Raw genomic sequence first — 14,139 nt, 5'->3', positions numbered from 1 at the left:
CGCCTAGGCCGGCGGCGGTCCCGCGTGCTGCACGACCCAGGCGTGCATCGCGATCGCGGCGGCCGCGCCCGCGTTCAGCGAGCGCGTGGAGCCGTACTGCGCGATCCGGAGCACGGCGTCCGCGCCCGCGACGGCCTCCGCGGACAGGCCCGCGGACTCCTGCCCGAGCAGCAGGACGCACGCGCGCGGCAGCGCCCGGCCCTCCAGCGGCACCGACCCCGGCACGTTGTCCAGGCCCAGCACCGGCAGCGGCGCGCCCCCCGGCTCGCCCGTGCGCGCCCACGACAGGAGGTCGGCCACCGTCGCGTGGTGGTGCACGTGCAGGTAGCGGTCGGTCACCATGGCGCCGCGGCGGTTCCACCGCCGCCGGCCCACCACGTGCACCCCGGCCGCGTTGAACGCGTTGGCCGTGCGGACCACCGAGCCGATGTTGAGGTCGTGCTGCCAGTTCTCCACGGCGACGTGGAAGGGGTGCCGGCTCCGGTCGAGGTCGGCCACCACCGCCTCCACCGTCCAGTACCGGTAGCGGTCGACGACGTTGCGCCGGTCCCCCTCGGCCAGCAGGACCGGGTCGAGGCGCGGGTCGTCGGGCCAGGCGTCCGGGCCCCCGGGCCAGGGCCCGACGCCGACCTCGACGCCGACCCGAGGCTCGTCCGTCCCCCCGCCCGTGCCGCTCACGCCGGGTCGAGGTGCACGACGAGGCGCGCGGCCGCCTCGCGCGCCCGCGCCCGGGCCTCGTCGACGTCCGCGCCGCGCGCGAGGGTGACCGCCACGCGGCGGTGCCCTGCCACCACCGGCTTGCCGAACAGCCGCACCTGCGCGGTCCGCACGGCGAGCGCCGCGTCGACCCCCTCGAACCGCGGGACCCCGTGCCCCTCCGCCAGCACCGCGCACGACGCCGCCGCCCCCTGGCCGTCACCGGCGCCCAGCCGCAGCACCTCGCCCGCCGGCAGCCCCAGCACCGCCCGCGCGTGCAGCGCGAACTCCGACAGGTCCTGCGAGACGAGCGTGACCAGCCCCGTGTCGTGCGGCCGCGGTGACACCTCGCTGAAGAGCACCCGCTCCCCCACGACGAACAGCTCGACGCCGAAGAGCCCCCAGCCCCCGAGCGCGTCGGTCACGGCGACGGCCACCCGCTGCGCCTCGGCCAGCGCCGCCGCGGGCAGGGCCGCCGGCTGCCACGACTCGCGGTAGTCCCCGTCCACCTGCACGTGCCCGACGGGGTCGCAGAACGACGTGCCGCCGGCGTGCCGCACCGTGAGCAGCGTGATCTCGGAGTCGAACTCCACGAACCCCTCGACGATCACCCGCACCGCCGCTCCGCCGCCCGCCCCGGCCCGACCGCCGGACTGCGCCGCCTCCCACGCGCCGGCCAGGTCGTCGGGCGTGCGGACCACGGACTGCCCCTTGCCCGACGAGGACATGACCGGCTTGACCACGCACGGCAGCCCCAGGGCCGCCACGGCGTCGGCGAGCCCCTCCGGCGAGTCCACGAACCGGTAGGGCGAGGTCGGCAGCCCCAGCGTCTCGGCCGCCAGCCGCCGGATGCCCTCGCGGTCCATCGTCAGGCGCGTCGCCCGGGCCGTGGGCACCACGCGGACGCCCGCGGCCTCGACCTCGGCCAGCACCGCCGTGGCGATGGCCTCGATCTCGGGGACGACCACGTCGGGGCGCTCCTCGTCGAGCACGGCGCGCAGCGCGACCGGGTCCAGCATGTCCACCACCCGGGCGCGGTGCGCGACCTGCATGGCCGGCGCCCCGGCGTAGCGGTCGACGGCGACGACCTCCACGCCGAGGCGCTGCAGCTCGAGGGCGACCTCCTTGCCCAGCTCCCCCGCGCCCAGCAGCAGCACCCGCGTGGCCCCCGCCGTCCCCGGCGTCCCGATCGTCGTCACGGGCCCATCGTGGCCCACGTCCTCACGCGATCCCCATCACGTCCACACCCCGCGCACGTGTCCGGCCCGTACCCTCGGGGACCATGCTGACGACCGCCCTGGCCGGCCTCACGAGCGCCGCCGTCCCCGCCCTCGGGCCCGGCTTCCTCGACCCCGAGAACCTCATCTCCTCCTTCGGGACGGCCGCCATCATCGGCATCGTCGCCGTGGTCTTCATCGAGACCGGGCTGCTGTTCCCGTTCCTGCCGGGCGACTCGCTGCTGTTCACCGCGGGCGCGCTGGTGGCGCAGGAGCAGCTCGACTTCCCCATCTGGCTGCTGTGCGTGCTGCTGTTCGTCGCCGCCTTCGCGGGGGACCAGGTCGCCTACCTCATCGGGCGGACGCTCGGCCCGAGGGTCTTCGACCGGCCGGACTCGCGGTTCTTCAAGCGCGCGTACATCGACCAGACGTACGCCTACTTCGAGAAGTACGGCGGGCGGACCATCGTCGTGGCGCGGTTCGTGCCCTTCGTGCGGACCTACGCGCCGGTCGCGGCCGGGGTCGGGCGGATGTCCTACCGGCACTTCGTCACGTGGAACGCGCTCGGCGCGCTCCTGTGGGGCGTGGGCGTGACGCTGCTGGGCTTCGCGCTGGGCACCATCCCGTTCGTGAAGGAGAACATCGAGGCGCTGCTGGTCCTCGTCGTCCTCGCCTCGCTGGTGCCGATGGCCGTGGAGATCCTGCGCGCCCGCCGCGACCGGCGCCGGGAGGCCGCCGCCGCGGCCGCCGCGCTGGCCGAGGCCCCGCTCAGCCCGGCCGCCGAGGCCGTCGACGGGACGCTGCGGTGACCTCCGTGCGACCCGTCGCGGCCTGGCTGTCCGACATGGACGGCGTCCTCATGCACGAGGGCGTCGCGCTGCCCGGCGCCGCGGAGTTCATCGCGGCGCTGCGGGAGAAGGAACGGCCCTTCCTCATCCTCACGAACAACTCCATCTTCACGCCGCGGGACCTGTCGGCGCGGCTCGCGGCGGCCGGCCTCGACGTGCCCGAGGAGTCCCTGTGGACCTCGGCGCTGGCGACCGCGCGGTTCCTGTCCGACCAGGTGCCCGGCGGCAGCGCCTACGTCGTCGGCGAGGCCGGCCTGACCACCGCGATGTACGACGCGGGCTACACGCTCACGGCCGCGCGTCCGGAGTTCGTCGTCCTGGGCGAGACGCGGACGTACTCCTTCGAGGCCATCACGCAGGCGATCCGGCTCATCCAGAACGGCGCCCGCTTCATCGCGACGAACCCCGACGTGACGGGCCCGTCCGCCGACGGCGACCTGCCGGCGACCGGCGCCGTGGCCGCGATGATCACCGCCGCCACGGGCCGCAAGCCGTACTTCGTGGGCAAGCCGAACCCCATGATGATCCGCTCGGCGCTCAACCGGATCGACGCGCACTCCGAGACGGCCGCGATGGTCGGCGACCGCATGGACACCGACGTCCTGGCCGGCCTCGAGGCAGGGCTGCAGACGTTCCTCGTCCTGACCGGCTCCACCCGGCGCGAGGACGTCGAGCGCTACCCCATCCGCCCGACGGAGATCCTCCCGTCGATCGCCGAGGTCACCGCCTACGTCTGAGGCGCACTACACCAGGCCGAGGTCCGCCAGGTCGAACAGGTGGTGGTAGGGCACGCCCAGCGCCTCGATCTTCTCCTTGGCACCCGTCGCCCGGTCGACCACGACCGCCACGCCGAGCACCTCGGCGCCCGCCTCCCGCGCCGCCTCGACCGCGGCGATGGGGGACGCGCCCGTCGTGGAGGTGTCCTCCAGGACGACGACGCGCCGACCGGCGACGTCCGGGCCCTCGATGCGGCGCTGCATCCCGTGGGCCTTGGCCTCCTTGCGCACGACGAACGCGTCCAGGTCCTGCCCGCGGGAGGCGGCGGCGTGCAGCAGCGCCGTGGCCACGGGGTCGGCGCCGAGCGTCAGCCCGCCCACGGCGTCGACCTCCGCGGTGCCCAGCCCGACCTCCTCGAGGTGGTCCAGCAGCACGTGCCCGACGAGCGGCGCCGCGCGGTGGTGCAGCGTCACGCGCCGCAGGTCCACGTAGTAGTCGGCCTCGCGGCCGGAGGACAGCGTCACGCGGCCGCGCACCACGGCGAGCTCGGCGATGAGCGCGCGGAGCTGCTCGCGCGGGGAGGCGGCGGTCGAGGTCGTCACGCCCGCAGGCTAGCGGCGCAGCCCCAGCCGGCGCCGCCCGACCGCCCGGACCACCCAGCGCGGCGTCACGCGCAGCGCCGCCGACAGAGCCTGGTACCGCAGGCTCGGCGTCGACACGACGAGCCCGCGTCGCACGTCCGCGAGCGCCCGCGCCACCACGTCCTCCGCGTCGAGCCACGCCACCTCGGGCAGGGAGCTGACGTCGAGCCCCTCCCGCGCGTGGAACTCGGTGTGCGTCAGCCCCGGGCACAGCGCGGTGGCGGTCACGCCGGTCCCCGCCAGCTCGACCGCCAGCCCCTCCGTGAAGGTGCGGACCCAGGCCTTGTGCGCCGAGTACGTGCCGCCGGCCAGCAGCGCCGCCACGGACGCGACGTTGAGGACCGCGCCGCGCCCGCGCGCCACCATGGCCCCCGCCGCCGCGTGCGACAGCACGAGGACGGCGCGCACCATGACGTCCAGGGCCTGCTCCTCCTTCGCCAGGTCGCCCCCGACGAACCGCTGGCCCAGCCCGTGGCCGGCGTTGTTGACCAGCAGGCCGACCGGTCGCTCGTCGGACCGCAGCCGCTCGGCGACGCGGTCGACCCCCTCCCGCGTCGCGAGGTCCGCGACGAGCACCTCGGCGTGCACCCCGGCGGCCGCCTCGAGCTGCCGCGCGAGCCGGGTCAGGCGCTCGGCGTCGCGCGCGACGAGGACGAGGTCGTGCCGGGCCGTGGCGAGCTGCCAGGCGAACTCCAGCCCGAGGCCGGCGCTCGCGCCGGTGACGAGTGCGGTACCCATGCCGCCCACCCTACGGACCCGCGCTGAGGGCTACGGTGCCGGGCGTGCGACTGGCGACGTGGAACATCAACTCCGTGCGCGCGCGGCTGGACCGCGCGCTCGCGCTGCTCGAGCGGCACGACCTCGACGTGCTGGCCCTGCAGGAGACGAAGTGCACGGCCGAGCAGTTCCCGGCCGCGGCGTTCGAGGAGCGCGGCTACCGGGTGGCCGCGCTGGGCACGAGCCAGTGGAACGGCGTCGCACTGGTGTCCCGCGTCGGGCTCGACGACGTGGCCGACGGCTTCCCCGGCCAGCCCGGGTGGGGCGAGCCGCCCGCGGCGGAGGCGCGCGCGCTCGGCGCGACCTGCGGCGGCCTGCGCGTCTGGAGCCTGTACGTCCCCAACGGCCGCGAGCTGACCGATCCGCACTACGCGTACAAGCTCGACTGGCTGGCTCGGCTGCGGGACGCGGCGGCGGGCTGGCTCGCGGCGGACCCGGACCTGCCGCTGGCCCTCGTCGGGGACTGGAACATCGCGCCGCTCGACGACGACGTGTGGGACCCGGAGGTCTTCGTCGGGCGCACGCACGTGTCCGGGCCGGAGCGCGCGGCCCTCGCGGCGCTGGACGCGCTGGGGCTGCAGGAGCAGACGCGGGTGCACCTGCCGGAGCCGCACACCTTCACCTACTGGGACTACCAGCACCTGCGCTTCGCGCGGCGCGAGGGCATGCGGATCGACCTCGCCTACGCCTCGCCCGCGCTGGCCGCACGCGTCACCGGCGTGCGGATCGACCGCGACGAGCGCAAGGGCAAGGGCGCCTCGGACCACGCGCCGGTGCTGCTGGAGGTGGCCGACCCGGCGTGACCCGTCAGGGCAGCGGGACGGTGAGCTCCGCACGCAGCTCGTCGCGCAGCCGCGCCACCATGTCGGTGCCCGCGCGGTCGTACAGGAACTGCACCTGCAGGCCGTCCATGAGGGCGACGAGGCGGCGCGCGGCGTCCTCCGGCTCGACGCCCGCCCGCAGGTGGCCGTCCTCGGCCGCCGCGCGGTAGGCGTCGGCGGCGAAGGCGAGCACGGTCTCGTACCGCCGGCGGAACCAGTCGTGCGCCGGGTGGTCCGGCGCCGTCGCCTCGGCGGACAGGACGCAGAACAGCTCGACGATCGCCGGCCGGTGGGTGTTGCGCTCGACGATGTCGACCATGCCGGCCAGGGCCGCCACGCCCCGGCGCCCCTCGACGAAGGCGACCGTGTCGTCCTCGTCGCGCTGCTCCAGCACGGCCAGGAGGAGCGCCTCCTTCGTGCCGAAGTGGTGCAGCAGGCCCGGGTGCGACAGCCCCGCGCGGGCGGCCACCTCGCGCAGCGACGCGCTGCGGTAGCCGACCTCCCCGTAGAGCTCGGTGGCGGCCGCGATGACGTCCCGGCGACGGGCGCGGCCCTTCGCGCCGTCGGGGGCGGTCCGACGCCGGCGGGGTGCGGGACCGGGTGCGGGGCCGGGTGCGGGACCGGCGGCCCCGTCGGCCACGGCGGCCCCGTCGTCCGTGGCGGGCAGGCTCATGCGCGTCACCCTAGCGCGGCACCGTCGTGACCTGCGGCTCCGCTACCGGTTGTCGGGCGAGGCGACCCGTGCCGCGGACCTCGCGCTCGTCACCGGCGTCGGCGCCTTCTTCGCCTTCGTCGCCAACCCGCTGGCCGGGGCGCTGTCCGACCGCACCACGTCCCGCCTCGGCATGCGGCGCCCCTGGCTGCTGTGGGGCGGCGTGCTCGGCTCGGTCGGCATCGCGGTCATCGCCTTCGCGCCGAGCATCGCGGTGGTCGTCGTGGGGTGGGCGCTCGCGCAGGCGGCCTTCAACGGCACGCAGGCCGCGCTCCAGGCGCTCCTGCCGGACCAGGTCGACGAGGCCCAGCGCGCCCGCGTCTCCGGGTGGCTCGGCATCGCCCAGAACGTGGCGCCGCTCGTCGGCATCGCGCTGGCCTTCGCGCTGACGTCCGCGGGTGCGGCCAGCACGTGGATGTTCCTGCTGCCCACCGTCATCGGGCTGGCGGGCGTCCTCTGGCTGACCGCGACCCTGCGCGACCGCGTGCTCGACCGGTCGACCGTCGGGCCCTTCCGCCTCGGCGCGTTCCTGCGGGGCTTCTGGATCAGCCCGCGGCGCCACCCGGACTTCGCCTGGGCGTTCACCGGCCGGTTCCTGCTGCTCTTCGGGTTCGCCAGCTACAACGCCTTCCAGGTCTACTACCTGCTCGAGCGCTTCGGCTTCGACACCGCCACGGCCCTGTCCTGGCAGCTGCGCCTCATGGTGGTGCAGGCCCTCCTGCTCTTCGTCGCCGCGGCCGCCGGCGGCGCCGCCTCGGACCGCACGGGCCGGCGCAAGGTGTTCGTCGTCGTGTCCACCGTCCTCGCCGCGGCCGGGCTCGTCGTCTTCGCCGTGGCGCAGGCGCCGGAGCTGCTCTACGTCGGCGCCGCGCTGTTCGGCCTCGGCCTCGGCGCGTACTTCGCCGTCGACCTGGCCCTCGTCACCGACGTCCTGCCGAACCGGGACACGGAGGCCGCCAAGAACATGGGCGTGTTCAACATCGCCAACGCCCTGCCGCAGTCCATCGCGCCCGCCGTCGCACCCGTCTTCCTGGGCATCGGTGCCGGCGCGGCGGACAACTACGCCGCGCTGTTCGTCGCCGGCGCCGTCATCGTGGCCCTCGGCGCCCTCAGCACGATGTTCATCCGCGGCGCCCGCTGAGCGCCGTGACCCCGTCCGTCCAGCCCGCACCTCGCACCCGCACGCACCACCGGAGGACCCGCATGACCACCACGACCACACCCCCCACGACCACGGGCGCCCCCCTCGACGTCCCCGACCTGCTCGCCCGGCTGACGCTCGAGGAGAAGGTGTCCCTGCTCGACGGCTCCGACTTCTGGCGCACGCTGGCCGTCGAGCGCCTGGGCATCGGGACGGTCATGGTCGCGGACGGCCCGCACGGCCTGCGCGCCCAGCACGAGGAGGGCGACCACCTCGGCGGGCTGGAGGCCGCGCCGGCCGTCGCCTTCCCGCCGGCGGCCGCCACCGCGTCGTCGTGGGACGTGGCGCTGCTCGGCCGCGTCGGGCGGGCGCTGGCGGAGGAGGCGCGCGCCCTCGGCGTGTCCGTCGTGCTCGGGCCGGGCGTCAACATGAAGCGCTCCCCGCTGTGCGGGCGGAACTTCGAGTACTTCTCGGAGGACCCGTTCCTCGCCGGGCACCTCGCCGCCGCCCTCGTCGACGGCGTGCAGGCGCACGGCGTGGGCACCTCGCTCAAGCACGTCGCCGCCAACAACCAGGAGACCGACCGCATGTCGGTCTCCGCCGAGGTCGACGAGCGCACCCTGCGCGAGATCTACCTGCCCGCGTTCGAGACCGTGGTGACGCGCTCCCAGCCGTGGACCGTCATGTGCTCCTACAACCGCATCAACGGCGTCTACGCCTCGCAGGACCCCTGGCTGCTGACCACGGTGCTGCGCGACGAGTGGGGGTTCGAGGGGCTCGTCGTCTCCGACTGGGCGCCGTCTACGACCGAGACCGCGCCGTGGCCGCGGGCCTCGACCTCGAGATGCCGTCCTCCGGCGGCGTCGGTGCCGCCGCGGTGCACCGGGCCCTGGAGGCCGGGACCCTCACGGAGGCCGAGGTCGACCGCGCGGTGACCCGCGTGCTGGAGCTCGTCTCGCGCTCGCAGGCCGCGCTGGCCCCCGGCCAGACGTACGACGAGGCCGCCCACCACACCCTGGCCCGCGAGGCGGCGGCCGCCTCCGTCGTGCTGCTGAAGAACACCGACGCCACGCTGCCGCTCGACCCGGCCGCGGGCGGCGCGGTGGCCGTCGTCGGCGAGTTCGCCCGTTCCCCGCGCTTCGGCGGCGGCGGCAGCTCGCAGGTGACGCCCACGCGGCTCGACGACGCCCTCTCCGCGCTGCGCGAGCAGGTGACGGGCCGGGAGGTGCGCTTCGCGCCCGGCTTCACGCTCTCCGACGAGACCCCCGCCGACGAGGCGCGGGCCCTGCTCGACGAGGCCGTCGCCGCCGCCCGGGACGCCGCGGTCGCCGTGGTCTTCCTCGGCCTGCCCGACGCCTACGAGTCGGAGGGCTACGACCGCGACCACATGCACCTGCCGCCCCAGCAGGTCGCCGTGCTGGAGGCCGTCGCCGCGGTGGCCGAGCGCGTGGTCGTCGTCCTGACCAACGGGTCCGTCGTCGAGGTCGGGCCGTGGCAGCACCACGCGCACGCCCTCGTCGAGTCGTGGCTGCTCGGCCAGGCCGGCGGCGGGGCCGTCGCCGACGTGCTGACGGTGCGGTCAACCCGTCGGGGAAGCTGGCCGAGACCATGCCGGTCGGCCTCGTCGACAACCCCGCCCTCGGCAACTTCCCCGGCGACGGGGAGACGGTCCGCTACGGCGAGGGCCTCCTCATCGGCTACCGCTGGTACGACGCGCACGCGCTGCCGGTGGCCTACCCCTTCGGGCACGGCCTGAGCTACACGACCTTCGCGTACGCCGACCTGACGACGACGGTCGTGGTCGACGGCGCGCAGCCGCAGGTCCGGGTGTCCCTCACGGTGACCAACACCGGCGCGCGCGCCGGGGCGGAGGTCGTGCAGGTGTACGTCGCGGACGAGCAGGCCAGCGTGTTCCGGCCGGAGCAGGAGCTCAAGGGGTTCGCCAAGGTGGCCCTCGAGCCGGGCGCCTCGGCCCGGGTCGAGCTCGAGCTCGACGCGCGCGCGTTCGCCTTCTGGCACCCCGTGCTGCGTCGCTGGACCGTCGAGCCGGGGACGTTCGCCGTGCTCGTGGGCGCGTCGTCGCGGGACGTCCGGCTGCGCGGCACGGTCGAGCTGGCCGCCGAGCCCGTCGTGCTGCCCGTCGGGGCGGACTCCACCGCCGAGCAGTGGCTGGCGCACCCCGTCCTCGGGGACCGTCTGCGGACGGCCCTCGCCGGGACGGGTCACGGCGCCATGCTGGACCACCCGGAGACCGGGCAGATGATGCGCGCCATCCCGATGCGTCGGCTGGCCCGCTTCCCCGGGTCGCCGGTGACCGAGGAGTGGTTGGAGGAGGCGGCCGCCGCGGTCGCGTCCTGACGGGTCGCCCCGCCCGCGCCGACGCGCCCACCCGGGTGACGTCGGCGCGGGCCGCCGGTGAGGTCCGCACCGGTCGCTGGGCCGGTGCGACGACGCCCGCTACGTTCGCGGTGTGGAGCAGGACGAAAGCGTCGGACGCGACAATCCCTTCGCCCCGCCGCCCGAGGGCGGGGCGGGCACGGGACCGGGCACGGGATCGGGCACGAGCGGTCTGCCGCAGCCGGTCGGTGCGGCTCCCGGAGGCGCGCCCGTGCCGCCGCCGCCGAGCGGCTACGAGGCCACCCCCGGCGGCGGGCCCCGCCACGCGGGCGGCCCGAGCTACGCCGGCGGCCCGACCTACGCCGGCGGCCCCGGCTACGCCGCCGGGTTCCCGTACCCCGGCCAGCCGTCCGGTCCCGCGTGCGGCGCCCCCGCCGCCGGCGGCCCGGCGCACGGCGGACCGGCCTACGGCGCCCCCGCCTACGGGGGACAGACCTACGGGGGACCGACCTACGGGGCCTCGACGCCGCCCTACGCCGCGCAGCCCTGGGCCTCCCCGCCGCCGGTGGACGGGTTCGCGATCGGGTCGCTCGTCACGAGCCTCGTCGGGCTGGTGACGTTCGGCCTCACGTCGGTCGTCGGCGTCGTGCTCGGGTTCGTCGCCCTCGGGCGGACGCGGCGGCGCGGCACCCGCGGGCGCGGCCTGGCGGTCGCCGGCATCGTCTCGGGCTTCGTGGTGCTGCTGCTCGTCGCCGCCGGCATCGTGGCCGCCGTCGTGTTCGCCGCCCGCACCTCCGGGCCGTCCTTGGACGGCGGCTTCACCGGTGCCCCCTGGGACGACGGGGCCACCGCCGAGGAGATACTCCCGGACTACACCCTGCGGACCGACCTCGCGCCGGGCGCGTGCCTGCTCGGCGCGTTCGACGCCTACGACCTCGACGACGTCGAGACCGTGGACTGCGCCGAGCCGCACGACGCGGAGATCGTCACCCTGCTGCCGATGGACGCCCCGGTGTCGCTGTCGCTGGAGGACTACGACCCCGTCTTCGACGACCTCGCCTCCACGTGCGAGGCGGACGTCGAGTCGGCGGCGCCCGGGGTGCAGTCGGACGACCTGTGGGCCGACGTCTACTACCCCCACCCCGACGAGTGGGACGCGGGCGGCCGGCAGTCGTACTGCGTGCTGCTCTCGATCGGCACCGACCTCGAGGGCTCGGCCGTCGCGGGCGACCTCGTGCCGCCCGGCGGGAGCACCACCTGAGCGGCGCGCCCGCCTGGCCGGAGACCTACCGCGCGCCCGGCTGGGAGCCCGAGCGGCCGCGACGCGAGCCCCTGGCCGTCACCGCGGCGGTGGCCGCCGTGCTCCTGCTCGGGCCCTTCGCCGTCGCGGTGGGCGCGCTCGCGCTCCGACGGGTGCGGACCCGGGGGACCCGTGGCCGGCGCCTGGCGGTGACGGCGCTCGTCGTCGGGGCGGTCGAGACCCTGCTGGCCGCGGTCGCCGTCGTCGTGCTGGCCGTGACGCTGGCCGGGCTGCGCGACCTCCCGACCGCCCTGGACGGTCCGCGGGACGCCCACCCCGCGCAGGTCGTCCCGGGGCACTGCCTGGCCGGGCTCCCGCCCGACGGGGCCGTGCGCCGCGTGCAGCTCGTGCCCTGCGACGAGCCCCACGCGGCGGAGGCCGTCTCGACCTACGCGTTCGCCCCCGGGGCCGCCTGGCCGGGGCAGGCCGAGGCGGCCCGTGCCGTGGCCGCGTCCTGCCGGCTCGGCGACGCCGACCGGGCGGCGGGACGCACCGCGGTGGCCTGGGCGCCGACGAGGGCCGCCTGGCTGCTGGCCGACCGCACGGGCCTGTGCCTGCTCACGGGCTGACCTGCCGCGGCCCTCGTCGGGAGCTGTCGCGCGGGCGGGTCAGGCCAGCGTCGGCACGTCGATGACGAAGCGGTAGCGCACGTCGGAGCGCAGGACGCGCTCGTACGCCTCGTTCACGGCGTCGGCCCCGATCACCTCGACGTCGGCGGCCAGGCCGTGCTCGGCGCAGAAGTCGAGCATCTCCTGCGTCTCCCGGATGCCACCGATGCTCGACCCGGCCAGCGAGCGCCGGTTGCCGAACAGCGTGAAGACGTGCACGGGCAGCGCCTCGGGCGGGGCGCCGACGTTCACCATCGTGCCGTCCAGCGTGAGCAGGGACAGGTACGCGTCGAGGTCGACGACGGCGCTGACCGTGTTGACGATGAGGTCGAAGCGGTTCTCGAGCACCTCGAACGTCGCCGGGTCACCCGTCGCGTAGTAGTGGTCGGCGCCGAGGCGGAGCCCGTCGTCCTTCTTCGACAGCGTCTGCGACAGCACGGTCACCTCGGCACCCATGGCGTGCGCGATCTTCACGGCCATGTGGCCCAGGCCGCCCAGCCCGACCACCGCGACCTTCTTGCCGGGCCCGGCCCCCCAGTGCGCGAGCGGCGAGTAGGTGGTGATGCCCGCGCAGAGCAGGGGCGCGGCACCCTCGTACGGGATCGCCTCGGGGACGCGCAGGACGAAGTCCTCGTCGACGACCACGTGCGTGGAGTAGCCGCCCTGGGTGACGGTCCCGTCGCGGTCGGTCGCGGCGTAGGTGCCCGTGTTGCCGTTCAGGCAGTACTGCTCCTCGCCGGCGCGGCAGTTGTCGCACTCGCGGCAGGAGTTCACCATGCAGCCGACGCCGACCCGGTCGCCGACGGCGTGACGCGTCACCTCGGCCCCGACCTCGGCGACGACGCCGACGATCTCGTGGCCGACCACCAGCGGGTAGGGCACCGGGCCCCACTCGCCGCGCACGGTGTGGATGTCGGAGTGGCAGATCCCCGCGTAGCGGATCTCGATGAGGACGTCCTTCGGGCCGACGTCGCGACGCTCGATGGTCGTCGGGGCGAGCGGCTCGGTCGCGGACGGGGCCGCGATGGCGTTGACGGTACGCACAGCTCTCCTGGGTGCAGGACGGGTGGGGGCGGGCGGCCGCACGGCGGACGCCCGCTCCCACCGTAAGCCGGGCCGGGGCGGCGTGCGGTGCGGCGGGTGGGACCCCTCAGACGGCGGTGGGCCGCAGCCGCTCGGCCAGCCAGGCGTACTTGCGCACCTGGTGGTGCTCGTCGCCGCCCTCGTGCTGGTTGAAGGGGTAGACGGCGATGCGCTTGTCCTGCCCGCCCCAGCGGTTGAAGGCGGCGAAGACGGTCGACGGCGGGCACGTGGCGTCCATCAGCGCCACGGAGAACAGCGTCGGTGCGGTCGCGCGCGCGGCGAGGACGGCGCCGTCCACGTGCGCGAGCGTCCGCATGACGGCCTCCTCGGCCTCGTGGTACCGGGCCAGGAACCGCACGACCTCGTGGTAGGGGTCGTTGTCGGTGAGCGTCAGGGCCCGCGGGAAGTGGCAGAGGAACGGCACGTCGACGAGCGCGGCGGCGACCTGCGGGTGCAGCGCGGCGGCGGCGATGGCGATGCCGCCGCCCTGGCTCCCGCCGGCCACGGCGACGCGTGCCGGGTCGACGAGCGGTGCCGCCATCGCGGCGTCCACGGCCCGCACGGCGTCGGCGAACACGCGCCGGTAGAAGTACGTCTCCGGCGACTCGATGCCGCGCGTCATCGACCCGGGGACGGCGCCCGCGGTCGTCGTCGGCACGTCGTCGGGGGTGTCCCCGGCCCGCCAGCCCCAGCCCTGCCCGCGGGTGTCCATGACGAGGTGGGCGTAGCCGGCCAGCGCGTAGCTCATGTGCTGGTGCGGCAGCCCGCGCCCGCCGCTGTAGCCGAGGAACTCCACGACGGCCGGCAGCGGCCCCGCGGCGCCTGCCGGCACGTGCAACCAGGCCTTGACCCGGGTGCCGCCGAAGCCGCTGTAGGTGACGTCGTACGTCGTCACCAGCGCGAGGTGGTTCTCCACCTCGGTGAGCTGCAGGTCGAGCGGGAACTCCCGGGTCTCGGCCAGGGTCCGCTCCCAGAAGGCGTCGAGCCCGTCGGGCTCGTCGATCCGGGGCCGGTACTGCTCGAGCTCCGCCAGCGGGAGGTCGAAGTGCGCCACGCGTGTCCTCTCCTATCGGGGCCGTCGCTCGCGGGGCGTCGACCGGTCCGCGCACAGCCTGCACCGCCCGGCGCCCGCGCGGGGGCTCCCGGGCGGCGTGTCACCCCCCGGGGTGAGAGCTGGTCGTCCGTGCCCGCGGTCGCCGACGGCAGGGCGAGCTCGCGGAACAGCCGCCGCTCGCGCGACG

Annotated in this window: 16 protein-coding genes; 9 read left to right on the top strand and 7 right to left on the bottom strand. The window is 75.8% G+C overall.

Annotated elements, in window-relative coordinates; genetic code table 11:
* Positions 1-3: 3 nt before the first annotated feature.
* Together BM048_RS10935 and purT are read right to left on the bottom strand one after the other, a co-directional pair.
* Positions 4-678, bottom strand: coding sequence for a TrmH family RNA methyltransferase (locus BM048_RS10935; protein WP_090033086.1), 675 nt, complete (start codon positions 676-678; stop codon positions 4-6).
* Positions 675-1,895, bottom strand: a complete 1,221-nt coding sequence (gene purT, locus BM048_RS10930; RefSeq protein ID WP_090033085.1) for a formate-dependent phosphoribosylglycinamide formyltransferase — start codon at positions 1,893-1,895, stop codon at positions 675-677. Before purT ends, BM048_RS10935 begins: the two co-directional genes overlap by 4 nt.
* Before the next feature lie 83 nt (positions 1,896-1,978).
* On the opposite strand from purT, the gene BM048_RS10925 reads away from it, so the two are divergent.
* Positions 1,979-2,722, top strand: coding sequence for a VTT domain-containing protein (locus BM048_RS10925; protein ID WP_090033083.1), 744 nt, complete (start codon positions 1,979-1,981; stop codon positions 2,720-2,722).
* A 35-nt stretch (positions 2,723-2,757) separates the two neighbouring features.
* Entirely contained in the window at positions 2,758-3,498 is a 741-nt protein-coding gene (locus BM048_RS10920; protein ID WP_090033225.1) for an HAD-IIA family hydrolase, read from the top strand.
* A 6-nt stretch (positions 3,499-3,504) separates the two neighbouring features.
* On the opposite strand, the gene pyrE is transcribed toward BM048_RS10920, so the two are convergent.
* Positions 3,505-4,080 carry an orotate phosphoribosyltransferase gene (pyrE, locus tag BM048_RS10915; protein WP_090033081.1) on the bottom strand — a complete coding sequence of 192 codons (576 nt, stop codon included), beginning with the start codon at positions 4,078-4,080 and terminating at the stop codon, positions 3,505-3,507.
* Positions 4,081-4,089: 9 nt separating this feature from the next.
* Positions 4,090-4,857 (bottom strand): SDR family NAD(P)-dependent oxidoreductase, encoded by a 768-nt coding sequence (locus BM048_RS10910; RefSeq protein ID WP_090033223.1) that lies wholly within the window; start codon positions 4,855-4,857, stop codon positions 4,090-4,092.
* A gap of 44 nt (positions 4,858-4,901) precedes the next feature.
* Between BM048_RS10910 and BM048_RS10905 the strand changes: the two genes are divergently transcribed.
* Entirely contained in the window at positions 4,902-5,699 is a 798-nt protein-coding gene (locus BM048_RS10905; protein WP_090033222.1) for an exodeoxyribonuclease III, read from the top strand.
* A 4-nt stretch (positions 5,700-5,703) separates the two neighbouring features.
* On the opposite strand, the gene BM048_RS10900 is transcribed toward BM048_RS10905, so the two are convergent.
* Complete coding sequence (locus BM048_RS10900) at positions 5,704-6,390, bottom strand: TetR/AcrR family transcriptional regulator (protein ID WP_090033220.1); 687 nt, start codon at positions 6,388-6,390, stop codon at positions 5,704-5,706.
* On the opposite strand from BM048_RS10900, the gene BM048_RS10895 reads away from it, so the two are divergent.
* The 6 genes from BM048_RS10895 (at position 6,389) to BM048_RS10880 (ending at position 11,776) form a co-directional block, all read left to right on the top strand.
* Positions 6,389-7,570 (top strand): MFS transporter, encoded by a 1,182-nt coding sequence (locus BM048_RS10895; protein WP_175499506.1) that lies wholly within the window; start codon positions 6,389-6,391, stop codon positions 7,568-7,570. The genes BM048_RS10900 and BM048_RS10895 overlap by 2 nt on opposite strands.
* 62 nt (positions 7,571-7,632) lie before the next feature.
* Positions 7,633-8,505: a glycoside hydrolase family 3 N-terminal domain-containing protein gene (locus tag BM048_RS19050; protein WP_308439481.1), complete on the top strand. Its 873-nt coding sequence runs from the start codon at positions 7,633-7,635 to the stop codon at positions 8,503-8,505.
* The gene (locus tag BM048_RS19045; protein WP_308439480.1) at positions 8,391-9,326 is read left to right on the top strand and encodes a glycoside hydrolase family 3 protein; all 936 of its coding nucleotides are present in this window, start codon (positions 8,391-8,393) and stop codon (positions 9,324-9,326) included. The genes BM048_RS19050 and BM048_RS19045 overlap by 115 nt, the downstream gene beginning before the upstream one ends.
* Positions 9,299-9,928, top strand: a complete 630-nt coding sequence (locus tag BM048_RS19040) for a fibronectin type III-like domain-contianing protein (protein ID WP_308439483.1) — start codon at positions 9,299-9,301, stop codon at positions 9,926-9,928. Before BM048_RS19045 ends, BM048_RS19040 begins: the two co-directional genes overlap by 28 nt.
* Positions 9,929-10,178: 250 nt before the next feature.
* Entirely contained in the window at positions 10,179-11,168 is a 990-nt protein-coding gene (locus BM048_RS10885) for a DUF4190 domain-containing protein (RefSeq protein ID WP_175499504.1), read from the top strand.
* 89 nt (positions 11,169-11,257) lie between these two features.
* Positions 11,258-11,776: a septum formation family protein gene (locus BM048_RS10880; RefSeq protein ID WP_090033076.1), complete on the top strand. Its 519-nt coding sequence runs from the start codon at positions 11,258-11,260 to the stop codon at positions 11,774-11,776.
* Positions 11,777-11,815: 39 nt separating this feature from the next.
* Here BM048_RS10880 and BM048_RS10875 read toward each other — a convergent pair whose 3' ends face one another.
* Both BM048_RS10875 and BM048_RS10870 read right to left on the bottom strand, forming a co-directional pair.
* Positions 11,816-12,859 carry an NAD(P)-dependent alcohol dehydrogenase gene (locus BM048_RS10875; RefSeq protein WP_090033074.1) on the bottom strand — a complete coding sequence of 348 codons (1,044 nt, stop codon included), beginning with the start codon at positions 12,857-12,859 and terminating at the stop codon, positions 11,816-11,818.
* 106 nt (positions 12,860-12,965) lie between these two features.
* Entirely contained in the window at positions 12,966-13,952 is a 987-nt protein-coding gene (locus BM048_RS10870) for an acetylxylan esterase (RefSeq protein WP_090033073.1), read from the bottom strand.
* Positions 13,953-14,139: the final 187 nt, after the last annotated feature.

This window comes from Cellulomonas marina (assembly GCF_900111925.1).
Classification (GTDB): Bacteria; Actinomycetota; Actinomycetes; order Actinomycetales; family Cellulomonadaceae; genus Cellulomonas; species Cellulomonas marina.
The sequence above is the reverse complement of the archived record's forward strand: the minus strand, read 5'-3'. Positions and strand labels throughout refer to the sequence as shown.

Excerpts from the sequence above, each read along its gene's own strand:
- BM048_RS10925 (WP_090033083.1), top strand. The coding sequence starts at position 1,979 with ATGCTGACGACCGCCCTGGCCGGCCTCACGAGCGCCGCCGTCCCCGCC.
- BM048_RS10920 (WP_090033225.1), top strand. The coding sequence starts at position 2,758 with ATGGACGGCGTCCTCATGCACGAGGGCGTCGCGCTGCCCGGCGCCGCG.
- BM048_RS10910 (WP_090033223.1), bottom strand. The coding sequence starts at position 4,857 with ATGGGTACCGCACTCGTCACCGGCGCGAGCGCCGGCCTCGGGCTGGAG.
- BM048_RS10895 (WP_175499506.1), top strand. The coding sequence starts at position 6,389 with ATGCGCGTCACCCTAGCGCGGCACCGTCGTGACCTGCGGCTCCGCTAC.
- BM048_RS10900 (WP_090033220.1), bottom strand. The coding sequence starts at position 6,390 with ATGAGCCTGCCCGCCACGGACGACGGGGCCGCCGTGGCCGACGGGGCC.
- BM048_RS19050 (WP_308439481.1), top strand. The coding sequence starts at position 7,633 with ATGACCACCACGACCACACCCCCCACGACCACGGGCGCCCCCCTCGAC.